The following is a 17,808-nucleotide window of genomic DNA, read 5'->3' on the forward strand; positions in this document are numbered from 1 at the left end:
TTCAAGAAATATTTTTTTGTGGTTGATTATAGGTAAAAATGTTGGCGTATTGCGAACTATTTACTTGGATGAATTGGCACTTTGATATTACCCTTAATAATTTCTGTACGAGCTTGACGTGAATATTGCCAAGCTTTTGCACTAATTTGTCCGCGTTTAAGCGAAACTCCGTTAGTTTTTAAACCATAAACCAGTTGTTGACCGCCAGGGAATTTCCCGTGATAAGCGCGATTAGAAATGTCCCGTGTAGCTACATTTACACCGGTAATAACTGAAGTCAAAACAAAATTATCCTTTTTACCATCTTTAGTCTTGTAGTTACCTAAATGAGACTGGTCCGAATCGACTCCAATAGCCCAAACTTTGTTAGCAGCTGTTCTTGTCTGGTTAATTGATTTAGCCTCTTGGAACAAGCCGTTGCCAGCTAAACCAGAAGCGTGGAAAATGATATCAGCTTTTTTAGCATACATTGACTGGGCAATTGCCTTTTCTTTATCAGCACTCTTAAAGTCGCCCACATATTGGTTTAAGAGTGTAATTTTTTTATGCAATTTTTGCGCCTGGTCATGAACGCCCTTGGTAAAACCGGCATCAAATAAATCAATAATATTGCCATGGGCACCGCCAATAAAGCCGATGACATTCGTCTTTGTTTCTGTTGCCGCAACAACACCTGCCAAATAGGAAGCCTGCTCACTCTTGAAGTTGGCAGAAGCTACATTCTTCTGCCCCTTTATTACTTCATCGACAATAACGTAGTTCTTTTTAGGATTCTTTTTAGCAGCAGCCTTGACTGCATCCTTTAAGCTATAGCCAATACCAAAAATTGTCTGATAGCCGGCTTTACTTGCCTGATCAAAATTAGGCTCAAAATCCGCCGCACTGCCTGATTGAAAATACTGGTAGCCATTGCGCCCGCGATTAAGATTATGATCTTTGCCATATTCCTTAAAGCCTTGCCAAGCAGACTGGTTAAAAGAATTATCATTAACGCCCGCAGTATCAGTGATTAGCGCAATTGAGTGCTTGGCACTACTACTTGAATTGTTGGCGCCACCCTGCTTTTTACCTGAACAAGCAGTAAGCGCTAACCCTGCAGCAACCGCTATCGCACTGATGGAAAAGATTTTTTTGATTTTTGACCTCATATTGTACCTCCTGTAAATATCACAATACCTAACATACCATATCTGGTAGTATTGTCAAAAGTAAGCTACAAGATAAAGTGTTGATCTGATAGCATTCCTATTTTTTCATGAAAGCGAAACTGAGCCTTACTCATAATGTTTTGTATACCACAAATAAAAAAGTTAAAATTTTCGTATAGGTGTTAATTAAGTTAATCTGGCGCCATTAAGCAACCTTTGTTCATAAACTAACGTATAATAAAATAAACGGTAAAATGTTCGTCAATGATAAAGGTAATCTAATGAAATTATATAAAGCTTTTTTTAAATCAAAATTAGGAACATTAACGCTTTTAAGCGATGATAACCACCTCTTAGGATTATGGTTTAACGGACAAAAATATTTTGGTGCCGGCTATGATTTGAGTCTTGTCAAAGTCTTTCCCAGTAGCCCGATTAAATTGGCCCAAAAATGGCTGACTGACTATTTTGCTGGGCAAAACCCCGACCCGTATACTGTCCCCGTGAAACCTGACGTGTCAGCCTTTAGGCAAAAAGTACTTAAGGAACTGCAAAAGGTGCCTTACGGCGAGCTTGTCACTTATAAAGAATTGGCCAACCGCATGCAACAGGGGCAAAAGAATAAAGTAAATAAGGCTCGTGCAATTGGCAATGCTGTTGGACACAATCCTATTAGCTTAATCATTCCCTGCCACCGAGTAATTGGCAGTGACGGCTCTTTAACGGGTTATGCCGGAGGTCTTGACCGCAAAAGGGCACTATTAAAAATGGAAAATCCCTTAAGCAAATTTTCCAGTCAATTAGACTTACTATAAAGCATTTAATATTCGGTTTTAAAGCAAAATAAAAAGCTGCATGGAGCTCATGCAGCTTAAACATTCCATTCAGACATAAATTCTTGGACATAGTCACGCATAAATTCGGTTCTTTTTTGTGCTTCCTTTTTACCTCCGGCTGTATTCATTAAATCAACTAAGTGAAATAATTTCTCATAGAAATGGTTAATTGTTGTTTCCGTGTGCTTTCGATATTGATCATGACTAACCAGCTTTTGTGGTTTGATTCTGGGGTCATATATAACATTGCCATGGGCACCACCATAAGTAAAAGCCCGCGCAATACCGATTGCACCCAGGCTTTCAATGCGATCAGCATCTTGGACATATTCTCCAGAAACTGGCAGCTGATAATGATGCTCTATATTGGCTGAAAAGGACATATGCTGTATTGTAAATAAAATATCTTTTACTTCTAAAGCAGTAAACCCTGCTTGTGGCAACAATTTTTTAATATTGGCAAGAACCTGATCAGGATCTGCGCAAATTTTTTCATCAATAGTATCATGCAAATATCCAGCCGCCTCGATAATAGCAACCATACGGCTGTCTTTATGTGCAGCAGGATTATCCTGCAAATACATTTTGCTGGCCAAATGCGCTACCCGTTGGCCATGATAAAAATCATGACCAGTTTTTTCATCTTGCAGCTGCTCTTTAACAAATTCTGTTACTTTAGCTAAATCCAAATTAATCATCCTTCCTTATCCATAAGCCACTTCCCAGATTTGAACTGGGGACCTCCTCCTTACCACGGCGGTGCTCTACCTTCTGAGCTAAAGTGGCGAATTACATTCAATAAAAAAGCATTCACTTTCCATAAAGCGAATACTTCAAATAATACTATATCTATTCGTCATCTGCAATAAATCTTACAGCAGTACCGTAGGCAACCACTGACTGCATGTCGCCACTGATTGAACCAGAGTCAAAACGCATCATCACAATTGCATCTGCGCCCTTATCCTCTGCAGCTTGACGCAGCCTTTCTAAAGCTTGATTGCGAGAATCTTCCAGCATTTTAGTGTAACTGCGAATTTCACCACCAACAACTGATTTTAATCCTGCACCAAAGTTTTTAACAAAATTTTTGGACTGAGTAGTCAGACCAAATACTTCTCCGATAATTTCGTATTTTTTACCAGGTATATTTTCTGTAGTTGTTATTAAAATTTCTTTTTGTGCCATTTTGCCCTCCTAGCAGTATGGTTATACGTTACTAAATTAATAGTATGAAATCCTATAACTTTTTTGTCAAATTAGTCAAATCAGATTTATTATTTTACAAGCAATTTTAGGAGGCATTAAATTAATCTGAGTTAGGTCTTTGACAGCTACCCAATCAGGCTGATAAACATTTGCATTATTTGAGCGTTCTTTTTCTTCTCCACTAATTTCTGGTGCAGCTATAAAGGAAATTTCAGCATAAAAGAAATGTTCATCTTCTTGACTTTTGTATTCAAATAGCTGGTTTAAGGCAGCTGGTTTTAGTTGAATACTTAGTTCTTCATTAATTTCTCTGATTGCGGTTTCAACTGGGGTTTCATTCCCTTTAGCTCCACCTCCCGGAATTACCCAGTAGTCTCGACCATTTTTTAATCTATGAATTAATAAAATCGCATCATTTTCAGAATTATAAAGAATTACACGTGCACGCATATCAACCACTCCTTCCGAAAAAATAATGTTTTCTTATTATACTATCTTAATTGGAGTTAAAAAAGGACAGTTGCGAAAATAGCAACTGCCTCTTTTAGATTAATCTTTAATTGTAACTAAAGTATATTTTCTTTTGCCTTTTCTAATAATAACGTATTTACCGTCAAAGGCTTTAGCAGGATCGACCTCAAAGTCAACTGATTGCTCGCGCTCACCATTAACATAAATTGCTCCGTTAACAACATCTTCTCGTGCCTGACGTTTAGAAGATTCAATCTTAGTATTAACTAAGAAGTCTACGATATTTTGGCTCTGAGAAGGTGCTACGGCTGCAGGAGCACTCTTAAGTCCCTGCTCAATCTGTTTAACCGACAAATCTTTAATATCGCCGGAAAACAGAGCGTCTGTGATCATCTCTGCCTCTTTTAGTCCTGCTTCGCCATGAACAAACTTGGTTACTTCCCTTGCAAGTGTTTTTTGTGCTGTCCGTTTCCATGGTTCGGTTTTTACTTGTTCAGCCAGATCATCAATTTCTTCATGACTAAGAAAAGTAAAGTACTTCAAATACTTAACTACGTCACGATCGTCCTGATTGATCCAGAACTGGTAAAATTCGTAAGGACTGGTTTTTTCAGGATCAAGCCAAACAGCTCCACCTGCTGATTTACCAAACTTAGTGCCATCAGCTTTTAACATTAACGGAATTGTTAAACCAAATGCCTGTCTGTCTGGCCCCATTAACTTATGAATTAAATCAATGCCAGCGGTGATATTGCCCCACTGATCACTGCCACCAATTTGCATTTGGACACCGTAATTTTTATTTAACTGGTAAAAATCAATGGCTTGTAAAATTTGGTAGGAGAATTCAGTAAAGGAAATACCATTTTCCAAACGACTGGCAACTACATCTTTATTGATCATGTTATTAACTTGGAAGTGCTTGCCATATTCACGCAAGAATTCAATTAAACTTAATTTATCAAGCCATTCAGCGTTATTAACAATTTCAAAATTGTCAGTGCCAAACAGCTTTTCCATTTGTTTAGTTAGAGCTACCTCGTTTTCATGCAATTTTTCTGCACTAAGAAGAACCCTCTCTGATTTACGCCCAGAAGGATCACCAATTGTTCCCGTACCACCACCTATAACAATCACAGGATGATAACCAGCCAATTGAAATCTTTTTAATATCATGAAAGGAATAAGATGCCCGATATGTAATGAATCACCCGTGGGATCAGTACCACAATAAAGAGCTAAATCATCGTGTTCTTGCAAATATTTAGTCAGTCCAGCTTCATCAGTTTGCTGGTTAATCGCTCCGCGCCACTTTAAATCTTCTAAAATATCAAAGTTTGCCATTTTTTCCTCCAATAAAAAAGTCCCCAGATTCATTTTTGAATCTAGGGACGACTAATTACCTTTTCAGCCGTGGTACCACCCACGTTTACACTTAATTACAAGTGCCTTAACTATGGTCTTTACGGGAACCACCCAACTAGTATTTCGCTACTCTTGACCTGTCTAGCTCACACTAACCGCTAGTTCTCTGAACGCTGAATCAAGGTGCTACTTAAAATTGTTATAAATGATAATACTCATTTTTTCTTAATAAGTCAATATAATTTTATTACTTATAGAAGCCTTTAATCTTTAAGCCATATGCTTTACCTGCTGTCATATCATATTGGATAGCTTCATAGTCAGCTAAAATTTCTTGTTGCTTTTTAGTGAGATATTTTGGATCAATTACTTGTCCTTGCCGGCCAATTAATTCGAAGCCCTTATCGCCTTTAAAGTTAATCGTAATTGCCGGCAATTTCTTATGCACTTCAGTTAACAGCGCTTGGTAAGGGGTAACTTTCGAATCAGTCTGTTCTAGCATCATAGCAATAAAGTCACTCGAGCTGACGAAGTTATTAGCCCTACGCGGCAACCTAGTCTTAGCACCATGTTGACGAGCATACTTGTTTGAGTAAATAAAGTAGCGCGTTGAATGCATTTGTACCGGATACTTAGCAGTATAGTTTTGAGAAATAATGCTTGGATAGTGATCGCCATAAAAGACTAGAGTAATAGGCTTTTGAATTTTATCAATCTGCTTGATAAATTGCTCAACTGCCTTGTCAGTATATTGCGTACCCTTGACATAGGTAGCCATTTGATCACGTACTGCTGGAGACTTGAACAACTCTCCCGAAATCTTACCCATGTATTCGTTGTTGGGGTACCAGTTATTGTATGGCATGTGGTTTTGAATTGATATCAGGTTGATAAACTGGCCGCCATTACGTGAATTGATTTCTTTTAGTCCGTTGGCGTAGGTAGTGAAGTCAGAGTTATAACCGCTCTTACCTAGCTTCTTTTGGTCAATAATTTTATATTTTGAACCAACATAGATAAACTTATCAAACTTAAATCTATGGTAGTCTTCCTGACGTGAGTAGTATGTACCGATAAATGGGTGGACTGCAGATTTATAATCAAAGTTCATCCCTATTGTTGGGTAGAAGTCATAATTTGGCACAATTTGAACGTAAGGGGTCAAAGTAGACTTGAACATACCCATATTCAAACCGGTTAAGGTTTCCCATTCCATGTTGGCAGTACCACCACCATAACCAGCACTCAACATATTACCGTAGGTTGAGCGTGACTTCATCGACTGGATAAATTTAACTGGATTTGGAACATCACGATCGAATCTAATCGTAGGGAAGGTGCTTGGATCAACAAAGCTTTCGCTCAGATTAAAGACAATGGTTTGATTCTTCAGGTCATTTTTACGCTTCTTATTAATTTTGGCAGCAACTTTTTCATACTTGGTATTTAGTTGCTTAATGCTTGTTTCTGAATAACCTTCAGGCTGATCCATAATTTGCAGGTCAATGTAATTCAAGAAATTAAGGACAGGCCCGTTAACCTGAATATCACGCTCTGGGTTACGAAATCTCTGTCTGTTGTCAAAACCGCGATTAATATGATAGATTACGCCACCATCATGGTTAAAACGCAGCGGCGTAACAAATAGTAACAGACTTAACAGTGCCCAAATTCCACGCCGTTTCCATGATCCGCGCTTTTTGATTGGACACTTTAATTCTAAGAAAATATCCAGCGCAATTATTACAACCAATGCAATTAAAATTACAATGACAGTTGTCTTACCAATCATTGGGATCAAGGTTCTCCAGTTGACTATCTCACTTAATTCAGTGGGGTAGATTGGTTCACCACGGAGTAAAAGCTTAATTTTATTTGCGATAGCCCAGCCGATAGCTATCAGACTTACCAAAATATTCGAAGTCCAGTAACGCGTTGTTACGAAATAAAATACTGAGAACAATGCATCTAGAAAAATGGTGGTTAGAATCATGGCAAAGAACTTAGTGCCAAGAAGATAAACTATCGCATTAATCGTTGCCGCCGTGCTTATCTGAATTCGTAAGTTATCGGATTCAATTAGGAAAGAGCCAAAACTTAAAATGTAGAACCAGGCCCAAGTTAGCAGATTAACCCTGTTTTTAATAACAAAGTTGGTAAATATTGCCCAACCCTTTTCACAAATTTTGGCCAGATTAGGTTCATAATCTAAGTAATTGATAATCTTAGCAAATGGATTTATTTGGAACAAATAGCGCTCAAGCAATTGATACCAGACAACCACAATGATTGTCATCACTAGCAGCAAAATCAGCTTGTCAATAATGGATGATCCTGTAAAGCTAAAAGCTCTCATAAATCTGGGTGAAATAGGTGCATCCATGATCATGATTACTGGGATAAAGTAGCGCATCTGCTTTTTGTTGAAAGTTAAGATTAACTTCTTAAACAATAAAAAGACGGCAACCACCAGTAAAAACATAAATGGTGACGTAGGATTATTTAAAAATTCCCTGTTCCAGTCGCCACCACCATTACCGGAAATTATCTGAGACCAGTAAACAGCGTCAAAGCCGGAAACGCCAATCACTACAATGAAGAAGGATAAAAAACCACTGATTAAAGATAATGTCAGCAACTTATTATTGATGGGAACATTGGCTAAAAACATGCCCCAGGCAAAGAAAAGCACTAAGTACAAGCCATAAAACGAGTATTGAAAAGATAAATTACCGGCACTGAGGGCAAAACCTAATAATGTCAGCAAACTTAGTACTAAGAGATTTTGCTTAACAGTTAATTTATGCAAAAAGTCATACAGGTGTGGCTGGATTAGTAAGCAGAAAACCAGGCCGGAGAACAAAACTGAAGTACTGGTAATGATGGGAAACAGCATTCCCCAAACGCGCCACATATTAAAACGGGTTGGAACTATAAAGAAAAAGAAAATGTAGTAAATGATTAAAGTAACACTGGCTAACAGCCAATATTTAAAGCTTTCACTAACACTTTGCTTTTTCTTGCTGTAAACAGCACCAAATACCATAGGCACTATCATTAAAGTTGCGTTGTGCAACATGTTAGGCATAAAGTGAATAAATGAAAAGTGCGCTCTGGCAGCAAATCCTTTCAAATTAAACATTTGCACTAGCATAAACAGAGTTGCCACCAGTAGGAAAATTATCTGAATAGCTTTTAAAGATTTCTTATTTTTATTCATATTCCTAAGTTATATTCCTCACTAAAAATGATGCTGTTGACTATCATGCAATAGACCCAATTTTTTCTTAATTGAGTATAAAACATCAACCTTTTTCCCGTTGCCAGTAAAAAAGTCACGTAGGTCATATCTAAATTTGAAAGTCATGACCAGAGTCATTATTAATAATACGATTCCCGCTTCTTTAACTTTAAAAAGTTCATACAAACTGAACAATATTATAAAAATTATCGGCGGAATCGTCAAATTTTGTAATAGTATCAGTAGTATTAAACAAACTAGAAGTGTCACCGCAGCAGCAGGAGTATCATACAGCGCCGCTACTATCACGGCTACCGTGACTCCCTTTCCCCCGTCAAAATGGTTCCAAAAGGGAAAGCAGTGCCCTAGCTCCAAGCCTAAGCCAGCATACAAAAGAGCAATATTGTCTGAGAAAAGATAGTGTACGATAAGAAGACAGATGAGCGTTTTTAACAAGTCACCAATACAAGTTAATATACCCCATTTTTTCCCAAACACTGCTCCGACATTAGCCGTTCCTGGGTTACCCGAACCCACCTTTGTGGGATCCTCGTGTAAAGCAAAGCGGCAAATAAAAACCGCAGACAGCAAACAGCCGAATCCATATCCGATAGCGATTGACCACAAACGCATTACCAATTGTCGCCTTCTTCCTGGTAACTTTGATCTTGATAATCCTCGTAAATATGATAATCTTGATTTTCAGGATTTTTAAAATCAAACCCTTGAATTTTGTTACGTTTGTTTTGGTAGGTTTCGTTATTGTCTACTGGTACAATAGACAAGCCTAATTCCGTTCGTAAGTAATCTGAAACTCTTTGCAGTTCCTTAGTTGATTGTACTTGATAAGATGCACCGTCAATTGTCGCATTGTGTCCGTGAAGATAATCATTTTTGACATTCTTGGTAGAATCACGGTAGTTAAACGCAATTTGGCGCAGCGCATCAAAGGGCAAATTAGTTTTAATGTTGTTAGAAATTGCGGACAATACTGAATCTAGCCTGGCTAAAGTATTGATTGATACTGACTTCTTGATGATAGTAGTTATCACTTGCCGCTGGCGCTTTTGACGACCATAATCACCTTCCGGATCATCATAGCGCATACGTGAGTATGCCAGAGCTCCACCGCCACCCATGTGAGTCAATTGATTTTTCTTAAAAATGTAACCACCATACTCAAAACTCAAAGTAGGTTTGATATTAATGCCACCGATATAGCGGATTAGTCGCATAATACCTTTCATATTTACCAAAACATAGTATTTGAGAGGCACATTAACTAGTTTAGAAACACTGGCCATGGACATGGCAGCCCCACCAACAGGATAAGCAGCATTAATTTTTTTAACTTGAAATTTTTCTGCTCCTATCATTTGAGCCATTGTGTCTCTTGGTACCGACATCAATGAATAGCGCTTTTTCTGCGGATTAACGACGGCAATAATAATAGTATCAGTATTACCTATTTTTTCTTTACGATCAAGTGCCCCGGTATCAGTGCCCATTAGCAATACAGCAAATTTTTTCTTGCCATCAAACTCGCCATTTTTGATCTGCACACTGTTTTGGTCATCGTAGGCATTATCAACTGCATCTTTCGTGCGCAAATAAATATATGCGGAATACGCACCAACCGCCACAGTTAACAGGACTGCAATGCTTAACACCCAAGCTAAAATCCGCTTTCTTCTGTGGTAGTCCTTTGCGTGCAATTCGACCCGACTTTTATGCGGGTGATTCTCGTTGTGATCCATAACTTTTTACTTACCTAAAATCTAGTTACAATGAGTATATTATAGCAAAAAAACAAACCGACGACGGTTTGTCAATTTTATCTTATTAAAAACATTAATTTGTTTAACTCAATGTTAAGGTCAATGTCAATTCTTCATCACTATCACTGGCAAGACTGGCCTGGTCGATACTGGCTTTAACTTGCTCATGAGCAGCTGTTAACGCGAAATGAGCAGAATCCAAAGTCAAAGTAGTATCGTCTCTACTCAGCTCGAGTTCATTTGCGTTGGTAGTGATTAACCAGCCTGTGAAAACAGGCATTAAGAATTGTAACGAAAATGGCAAATCTTTATGCGAATTGTTTTTTAAATAAAACTTAATATCAATTCTATTTCCCTCCAAAGCATATGTCAGAATTGCCTCAAAATGGTAAGGAAAGTTTTTATAGCTTGAGTTGTCGTCAATTAACGCTAAGCTTACTCTGGAATCTCCCTTATCTACAACTGTCCATGGCAGGATGTCAGCCAGGTTTTCCCCTTGACCTGCTCCCTTAAAAATAATCTCTAATTGTTTTTGCTCATTCTCATCTTTAAAATAATCAGTCTGCTTATTTTGGGCAATAAAGTTAACTAACTTGGCACCCTTTTCAGAAATAGAAATTCGCAAAACAGAACTTTCAATCGTTTGCATAATTTACTCCCACACTTTTTTTCTTTCTCAAAAATAGCACTCAAATAATGTTATTGTCAATTTGTATCGAATATCTAAAATGCTTTTGTACATTTAATTAGAGCTTATTGCAAACACTTTTTAGTAAAACAAGCTAAAAGTATTAGCAAAATTTTGTTAGATATATTATAATAGACTTGTTCCCGAGAATTAAAAGAAAGTTTTTGGAACAAGTTAATAAAAAGAGCATCCCAAGAAATTGGGGTGCTTTTTTTGTAAATCAAATTTCATAATTAATCCGATCGCGCGACGCCTCAGTTAAATCTGCAGAAACCGGTGCAACAAAGGAACCATCATCTGGCAACTTAATATCACTAGCTTTGCTAGCCTTCGGCAATACCGCTTTATTGTATAAACGACTCGCAAGTGTATCAGCAGCCATTTTCATTGCTTCACGCAGACCTTGCCCTTCGGTTATTCCCCCTTTAACATCAGGGAAACTAATTACATATATATCATTTTCCAGTGGCTTAAAAATGGCTGGATACGTCACAACTTTATGGTTCATCCTAAACCTCCTCGTTTTGCACTTTCCCTCTACAATAATATACCCAAATAAGTAAAAAGAAGAAAAAATTATTAAAAAATTATTTTTTAAAGCAAAAAAGTGTTGAAAATTTTTATTTTCGACACTTATTTACAAGTTATTATTTATTATTTTTGAATAGTCTCCAGCCGCTTAAGATAACAGTAATTAGACAAATTATCATTGAAATAATGAAAACTACATGCATACCATAAATAAAAATTTCAGGATGCTTCGGTAAATATGCGGTGACTCTAGCTCCTTTTGCTTTGCTCATTGCCGCAAATAATACGGTAGTTGCACTGGAAATACCAATAACCATACCTAGATTACGGGATAAAGAGTTAATACTGCCAGCAACACCTAAATCCTTTTGTTCAACAGAACCCATGACAAGTGAATTATTAGGAGAACTAAAAATGCCGCTTCCCAATCCCATTAAAGCGATGCTGATAATGAACAGCCAAATTGGTGAATTTAAGTTGCACAATGTGTAACCCACCTGGCTGATTAACAGTAAAACCAAACCTATAAATGTGATTAATTTAGGACCTATCTTGTCAGAAAGAGAGCCTGCAACCGGAGCAGCAACCAGCTGGACTACAGGTAAGATCATCAAGATATAACCAGTTTGGCTCGGAGGTAAGTGACGCGCATTTTCCAAGTAAAAAGGTGTGACCACATTGAAGAAAAAGTTAGTAATAAAAATTAATAACGCACAGAGCAGACTAACTGAAAAATCCGGATTTTTAAACAATTTGAATTGTAACAATGGATTAGCAGCATGATTTTCCACATAAACAAACCAAATAAAACTTACAAGACCAATTATTAACATTAATAAAACCGGTAAAGAACTGAAACCTAATTGCTGGCCTAAGAAAACACCACCAAATAGAGTAATCATGCCGAAAGCAAAGCTGAACGAGCCCATTTTATCCAGAGGAGCTTTGGTAAAAGTAATGTCTTGTGGTAAAAACTTGGCTCCAATTAATGCAGCAATGATTCCCACCGGCACATTAAGCCAAAAAATATAAGGCCAGGACAGGTGACTTAATATTAATCCACCTAAACCAGGTCCAGCGATTGAGCCCAGAGCAACAAAGGAGCCAATAGTTCCTAACGCTTTTCCTCTTTCTGTAGTGGGAAAAATTTCTGTGATAATACCATTATTTGTAGCCATAGTCATAGCGGCACCAACTGCTTGCAAGGCCCTTGCGCCCAGCAAAAACAATAGATTGATTCTAAAACCTGATAAAAGTGACCCCGCAATAAAAAAGATTGCGCCTAAGCGAAAAATTTTAATCTTGCCCAAGATATCACTTAACTTGCCAAAAAACAAAATAAAGCTGCAGACTACAATTAAGTACAGCGAAACTACCCATTCGGACTGGCTCATTGGAATCCGCAAATCTTTACTGATTACTGGCAAAGCAATATTAACAATTGTGCCATCTAAAGTTGACATGAACGTGAAAAGTCCCACGGCAACCAGAATCCACCAGCGATTCTGTTGTACCTTTTGATTAGTTTGATAGCTTATTCTTTGTGCCATTTTACAAATATCTCCGTTTTTACAAAATTAGTTAGGTACCTTAACAAATTGAATTATACTCCTTTTTTTCTCTCTGCCAAGTAATAAAAACTATTGGCAGTAATTTTTGCAAAACCTAGCAGGTAAAAGAGCCGGCTCTGACATAAATCAATTGGAACAGTTATCCTAAAAAGCTTTATTTTTACCACTAAAATTGGCGGACAATTAATCTTCTTTTTGGTAAAGAGACATAGATGTATTAAAATTAAACTAATAGCAAAGCAAAAGAGGTATGAATCATGAGGATTAAAAAATATTAATTTATCAGATCACTATTAATAACTTCACATACAGAAAGAGAATTAAATGATTGAAAATACTCCCCATAAAACAAAGGCATTTATTGCAGGAGTTAATTTAAATGACCCTAATTTTGATTATTACATGAATGAACTTGCCAATCTTACAGAAGCCGCAAACATGCAGGTTGTAGGACAGGCACGACAAAATGCGGAACACATCATAGCTGGTACTTATTTTGGCTTGGGAAAAATAAATGAAATTAAAGATATGGCACGGGGCCTAAAAGCAAAAGTATTAGTACTTAATGATGAGTTAACACCTGTACAAATACGTAATTTAGAAAAACTGACTAAGCTGCGGGTAGTTGATCGCACTGAATTAATCTTAGAAATATTTTCAAATCGCGCCCGGACTAAGCAAGCAAAATTGCAGGTGCAGCTGGCGCAATTACAATATGAATTACCGCGCCTGCATCCCTCAGAAAACTCCTTGGATCAACAACGCGGTAATGGCGGCTCCACTGGTGGTGGTTTTGCCAACCGTGGGGCCGGGGAAACGAAACTGGAATTGAATCGGCGCACAATTGGCAAACAAATTTCTATTATAAAAAGGGAATTACAAACTATTAGTAAACAAGAAGAAATTAAAGCCAAAAGGCGCAATCAAAATCATATTCCTAAAGTAGCACTAGTCGGCTACACTAATGCTGGCAAATCAACCACTATGAATGGGCTGTTAACAGAATTTTCCAAGCATAGTGCTAAACAAGTTTTTGTTAAAAACATGCTGTTTGCGACGTTGGATACAAATGTTCGTCGTATCGACTTAGATAATAATTTTAGCTTTATCCTGTCAGATACAGTTGGTTTTATTTCTAAATTGCCCCATAACCTGATTGAATCTTTTAAAGCTACGCTGCAGGAAGTAAAAGATGCCGATTTATTAATTAACGTCGTTGATGCTTCTGATCCCAATATGATACAGATGATCCGCACCACACAAAACGTGCTTAATGAAATTGGCGTCAAAAACACGCCGATGATTACTGCCTATAATAAGGCTGACAAGTCAGAGCGCAATTATCCGCAAATTGAAGGTAGCGGTATTCTATATTCTGCAATTGATACCAAGTCTATCGCAACCCTTGCTGATTTAATAACCAAGCATATTTTTAGCAGTTATAAGCAAATTAATCTGCTTTTACCCTTATCTGCGGGAAAGATTTTAGCTTACCTGCATGAAAATGCTCAAGTATTAAAAGAAAACTATCAAAATGATGGTATTCATGTTGTTGCGCGTCTTTCACCCCAAGAACAAGCACGCTTAGCTAATTATATTAACTAAAAAAAGATCCTCGCATATTTTATTATTGTGAGAATCTTTTTTCATTTACTCAAAGCATCTTAGCCTCAAAACTACCATTTTATTATTGAATAACGCGCTTGGCTACACAAGGATAAAAATATGAACTGATTGTCTGTAATACTACTCCTTGTTCTGGTGTTGCAGCACAAACATACTGATTATTACCAACATAAATTCCCACATGATAAGGCGCATCTTCTGAACCCCAAAATAAGAGATCACCCGGCTGCAGCTGGTCCATCGTGACAGTTACTCCAACTTTTACTTGATCAGTCGTTACTCGAGGCAATTGCACGCCACCGACTTGATTATAAACATACTGAACCAGTCCCGAGCAGTCATAATTATCTGGACCATTTCCGCCCCAGGCATAACCTTTACCAATTAGACTTTTTGCTAAGTTCACCACGTCTTGTGCACGTTTAGAAACATTATCAGCAGAAACTTTATTACTCAAACGTGTTATTGGGGTTACATTAGCGGCACTCTTTGTTTGGATCGCATTATTAAGTTTAGGTACAACTGTCTTTTGCTCCTGCGCCTTTGGCTTAGCTGTCTTCTGCTTATTCGGGCCAACTGCTATTTTTTTAATTTTGCTTTTAGCCTTTTTGTTCTTCTTTTTGGTTACAGCTCTCTTAACTTGCTCGTGCACAGTTTGGGCATTAGAATCCTGCGTTAAATCTTGCGTGTAACGTGCTTCAATCCATTCACTGTCGCCAATCATGTACCATAATTTACCTTTGCGATCAACAGCCGTTTTGGCAACATTCCATTTACTTTTATTTTTTGCACGAAAATTGATCAGTTGCCCTCCATTATAATCTGTCCATATTTTCACACTCTTATTTGGCAGACAATTGATTTGTATTCTTTTTATAGGTGTCTTAAACGTAGCAGCATCTACAGTTTTTTGCGGTGAAGCAACACCAATTCCGGTTAATGTCAATGCTGCAGCAAGACTCATTTTCCAAAAATTACGCTTCATCAAATCATTTCTCCTTTGGTAGCATAATGTGACCAAAAACTAGTATTTAACTTCATTTTAAACGCTTCAGATTTTTAATCAAGTTACACTAATCAAATGGTACTAAAAAAACACTTAGAAGATTTCCTAAGTGTTTTAAATTTTAGTATATTCCTATTCAAGAACACGTTTTGCAACTGACGGATAGAAGTATGAGCTTAAACTATCCTTAACAACGCCTTGTGAAGGAGAAGCAGCATGAACATACTGGTTATTGCCAACATAAATACCAACATGATACGGAGCAGTTGCTGATCCCCAAAACAGAAGATCACCAGGCTTTAAGTCCTGTATCGAAACCTGTCTGCCTTGTTTAACTTGTGCATAAGTCGTTCGACTTAAATTCACGCCAGTAGCTTCATTGAACACATACTGGGCTAAACCGGAACAGTCAAATCCTTGAGGTCCATTGCCACCCCAGGCATATGCCTTGCCCACTTCTGCATTAGCCAAATCCACAACTTTTTCGGCTTGCTTAACAGATTTTTTGGGTTTTACAGACTTTATTTTAACACCAGGTTTAACAGTGTAACGTGCTTGAATCCATTGACCTTCACCAATTTGATACCAGGTTCTACCTTTCTTATCAACGGCACTGCTTAAAACATTAACCGTTTTACCGTGTTTTATCCGTTGGCCGGTAAAAGTAGGATTTTCATAGTTATCCCAAATATTGATGCCATAACCGGGAACATAATTGATTTTTACTTTTTTAGTGGCAGCTTTAACATTAGCAGTTGTCAAATTGTTATTGGCTAAACTGGCAACACCTAAGCCAGTGATGGTTAGCGCCGCAGCCGTAGTAAATTTAACTAAGTTACTTTTAATTTTCAAAATCAAAATCCCCCCGTATTCGCATCAAACTATTTATATTAATAAGCTCTACTTCTATATTACAAAATCAATTTTACACGCAAAGTATTACAAAAAGGTTACAGAAATAATACCGGTACGTAAAAAAGCCCTTTCACAAAATTAGCAGTAAAAGGACGCTTAAATTAATTTTATTGTTTAGCAAATTTGGGGAAAATTAGAAAAGAGTTCTTAATCTAAAATACGTTTAGCAGCGGAAGGATAAAAATAAGCACTAATTGACTGCTTTAAAACACCCTGGCTTGGCGTAGCAGCATGTACAAACTGGTTATCACCCACATAGATACCGACATGGTTTGGGGCAGCTGAAGATCCCCAGAAAAGTAAATCACCTTTCTTTAATTTTTTTAGTGAAACCTTTTTACCTTGTAAAACTTGTGAATATGTAGTTCTTGGTAAAATTTTATTTCCAGCTGTCTTGTAGACATATTGTACTAAACCGGAACAGTCAAAAGAATAAGGACCCGCAGCGCCATATACATAGCCTTTGCCAACTTGCTTTTTAGCTAAATTAGCTACAGCTTTGCGCTTCTTGGTTACACTACTAGCACTAACATCATTAGCAGTAGCAGCACTAACTACCGTTACGCTAGTTGCACCAGTGAAAAAGAGGGCAATAACAATTATTAACTTAATTAATCCTTTCGAGTGTCCGTGTTTCAAAATTAAACTCTTTTCTAAATATATTTATTAATTTTAGCAAGCAGAGTTAAAACTACTTATCTATTTCTTCCGACATTTTCTATCTTACTCATTTAATGTTACACATTCGTGTCAAACGAGCTACAAAATGTTAAGAATTTTAATTTGAAACCATTTTTACAAAAGTAATTGCCCAGACAAGTTACTTACTCAGTTCTTTAACAATATTACCGAGTTGACGCTTAGTCTGATTCCAATCGTCATTAACTAAGATATGCGCGTATTTTTGTAGCGTTGGCGGCAGGACGTTTAGTTCACTGCCAGTTAACCGTTCTTTAATCTTATTTGGATCATCTCCACGCTTTATTAAACGTTCAGCTAGCATCTTTTTCGAACTGGCAGTAACGTATAAAAAATAGACCTGTTTTTTTAACTCTGCTAGGTAAGATTGCGCTCCCTTAATGTCGACAATCAAAGACACTAAATCATGGTCCTGCCAAGCCTGGTCTAGTGCTTCTTTACTTGAACCATACTGGTAGGAACCGTATTTGACATGTTCAAAAAAATGCAGTTTCTTAAAACTGGCTTCACTTTCAAAGTGATACGATTCTTTTGAACTTTCTCCCGGCCTCATTGGCCGGGTGGTATGGGTCAATACCCTGGGAATGGCGAATGTATTTGCCAAGTATTCTGAAATAGTAGTTTTACCAGCACCACTGGGGCCAGCAATTAAAATTAATTTTTGCAAAATCCGAGCTTCCTTTACTTGAAAACTATTCGCTTTTATAATAATATCTTTCTATTA

17 protein-coding genes and 1 tRNA gene are annotated in these 17,808 nt (G+C 37.3%); 2 read left to right on the top strand and 16 right to left on the bottom strand.

Annotation, left to right across the window (positions count from 1 at the left end; translation table 11 throughout):
- Positions 1–56: 56 nt before the first annotated feature.
- Positions 57–1,148, bottom strand: a complete 1,092-nt coding sequence (locus ACFQ32_RS05645; RefSeq protein ID WP_046325480.1) for a BMP family lipoprotein — start codon at positions 1,146–1,148, stop codon at positions 57–59.
- A 281-nt stretch (positions 1,149–1,429) separates the two neighbouring features.
- Here ACFQ32_RS05645 and ACFQ32_RS05650 point away from each other — a divergent pair, with 281 nt between their 5' ends.
- Positions 1,430–1,963: a methylated-DNA--[protein]-cysteine S-methyltransferase gene (locus ACFQ32_RS05650; protein WP_046325481.1), complete on the top strand. Its 534-nt coding sequence runs from the start codon at positions 1,430–1,432 to the stop codon at positions 1,961–1,963.
- A gap of 56 nt (positions 1,964–2,019) precedes the next feature.
- Here ACFQ32_RS05650 and ACFQ32_RS05655 read toward each other — a convergent pair whose 3' ends face one another.
- The 11 genes from ACFQ32_RS05655 to ACFQ32_RS05705 all read right to left on the bottom strand — a co-directional run bounded on the left by ACFQ32_RS05655 (position 2,020) and on the right by ACFQ32_RS05705 (position 12,817).
- The gene (locus tag ACFQ32_RS05655) at positions 2,020–2,673 is read right to left on the bottom strand and encodes an HD domain-containing protein (RefSeq protein ID WP_046325766.1); all 654 of its coding nucleotides are present in this window, start codon (positions 2,671–2,673) and stop codon (positions 2,020–2,022) included.
- Between the two features lie 24 nt (positions 2,674–2,697).
- Positions 2,698–2,770: transfer RNA gene (locus ACFQ32_RS05660), tRNA-Thr, on the bottom strand.
- A 63-nt stretch (positions 2,771–2,833) separates the two neighbouring features.
- The gene (locus ACFQ32_RS05665; RefSeq protein WP_046325482.1) at positions 2,834–3,172 is read right to left on the bottom strand and encodes a heavy metal-binding domain-containing protein; all 339 of its coding nucleotides are present in this window, start codon (positions 3,170–3,172) and stop codon (positions 2,834–2,836) included.
- A 75-nt stretch (positions 3,173–3,247) separates the two neighbouring features.
- Positions 3,248–3,643 carry an NUDIX domain-containing protein gene (locus tag ACFQ32_RS05670; RefSeq protein WP_046325483.1) on the bottom strand — a complete coding sequence of 132 codons (396 nt, stop codon included), beginning with the start codon at positions 3,641–3,643 and terminating at the stop codon, positions 3,248–3,250.
- Between the two features lie 99 nt (positions 3,644–3,742).
- Positions 3,743–5,008: a tyrosine--tRNA ligase gene (tyrS, locus tag ACFQ32_RS05675; RefSeq protein WP_046325484.1), complete on the bottom strand. Its 1,266-nt coding sequence runs from the start codon at positions 5,006–5,008 to the stop codon at positions 3,743–3,745.
- A gap of 268 nt (positions 5,009–5,276) precedes the next feature.
- On the bottom strand, positions 5,277–8,249 hold the full coding sequence (locus ACFQ32_RS05680; protein ID WP_046325485.1) for an LTA synthase family protein: 2,973 nt from the start codon (positions 8,247–8,249) through the stop codon (positions 5,277–5,279).
- A 21-nt stretch (positions 8,250–8,270) separates the two neighbouring features.
- Positions 8,271–8,903 (bottom strand): glycerol-3-phosphate acyltransferase, encoded by a 633-nt coding sequence (locus ACFQ32_RS05685; protein WP_046325486.1) that lies wholly within the window; start codon positions 8,901–8,903, stop codon positions 8,271–8,273.
- Positions 8,903–10,027, bottom strand: a complete 1,125-nt coding sequence (locus ACFQ32_RS05690) for an LCP family glycopolymer transferase (RefSeq protein WP_046325487.1) — start codon at positions 10,025–10,027, stop codon at positions 8,903–8,905. Before ACFQ32_RS05690 ends, ACFQ32_RS05685 begins: the two co-directional genes overlap by 1 nt.
- 103 nt (positions 10,028–10,130) lie before the next feature.
- Complete coding sequence (locus ACFQ32_RS05695; protein WP_046325488.1) at positions 10,131–10,697, bottom strand: aldose epimerase family protein; 567 nt, start codon at positions 10,695–10,697, stop codon at positions 10,131–10,133.
- 259 nt (positions 10,698–10,956) lie between these two features.
- A complete protein-coding gene (locus ACFQ32_RS05700) occupies positions 10,957–11,244 on the bottom strand; it encodes a type II toxin-antitoxin system HicB family antitoxin (protein WP_046325489.1) in 288 nt (95 codons plus the stop codon).
- 139 nt (positions 11,245–11,383) lie between these two features.
- A complete protein-coding gene (locus ACFQ32_RS05705) occupies positions 11,384–12,817 on the bottom strand; it encodes an MFS transporter (protein ID WP_046325490.1) in 1,434 nt (477 codons plus the stop codon).
- Between the two features lie 345 nt (positions 12,818–13,162).
- On the opposite strand from ACFQ32_RS05705, the gene hflX reads away from it, so the two are divergent.
- Positions 13,163–14,443 (top strand): GTPase HflX, encoded by a 1,281-nt coding sequence (hflX, locus tag ACFQ32_RS05710; protein WP_046325491.1) that lies wholly within the window; start codon positions 13,163–13,165, stop codon positions 14,441–14,443.
- 82 nt (positions 14,444–14,525) lie between these two features.
- Here hflX and ACFQ32_RS05715 read toward each other — a convergent pair whose 3' ends face one another.
- From ACFQ32_RS05715 to ACFQ32_RS05730, 4 genes are all read right to left on the bottom strand, one after another.
- Positions 14,526–15,449, bottom strand: coding sequence for a C40 family peptidase (locus ACFQ32_RS05715; protein WP_046325492.1), 924 nt, complete (start codon positions 15,447–15,449; stop codon positions 14,526–14,528).
- 153 nt (positions 15,450–15,602) lie between these two features.
- On the bottom strand, positions 15,603–16,322 hold the full coding sequence (locus tag ACFQ32_RS05720) for a C40 family peptidase (RefSeq protein WP_046325493.1): 720 nt from the start codon (positions 16,320–16,322) through the stop codon (positions 15,603–15,605).
- 210 nt (positions 16,323–16,532) lie between these two features.
- Entirely contained in the window at positions 16,533–17,024 is a 492-nt protein-coding gene (locus ACFQ32_RS05725) for a C40 family peptidase (protein ID WP_046325494.1), read from the bottom strand.
- A gap of 181 nt (positions 17,025–17,205) precedes the next feature.
- Positions 17,206–17,751 (bottom strand): guanylate kinase, encoded by a 546-nt coding sequence (locus ACFQ32_RS05730; RefSeq protein ID WP_046325495.1) that lies wholly within the window; start codon positions 17,749–17,751, stop codon positions 17,206–17,208.
- Positions 17,752–17,808: the final 57 nt, after the last annotated feature.

The sequence above is a fragment of the Lactobacillus melliventris genome (assembly GCF_042679465.1).
Lineage (GTDB): Bacteria > Bacillota > Bacilli > Lactobacillales > Lactobacillaceae > Lactobacillus > Lactobacillus melliventris.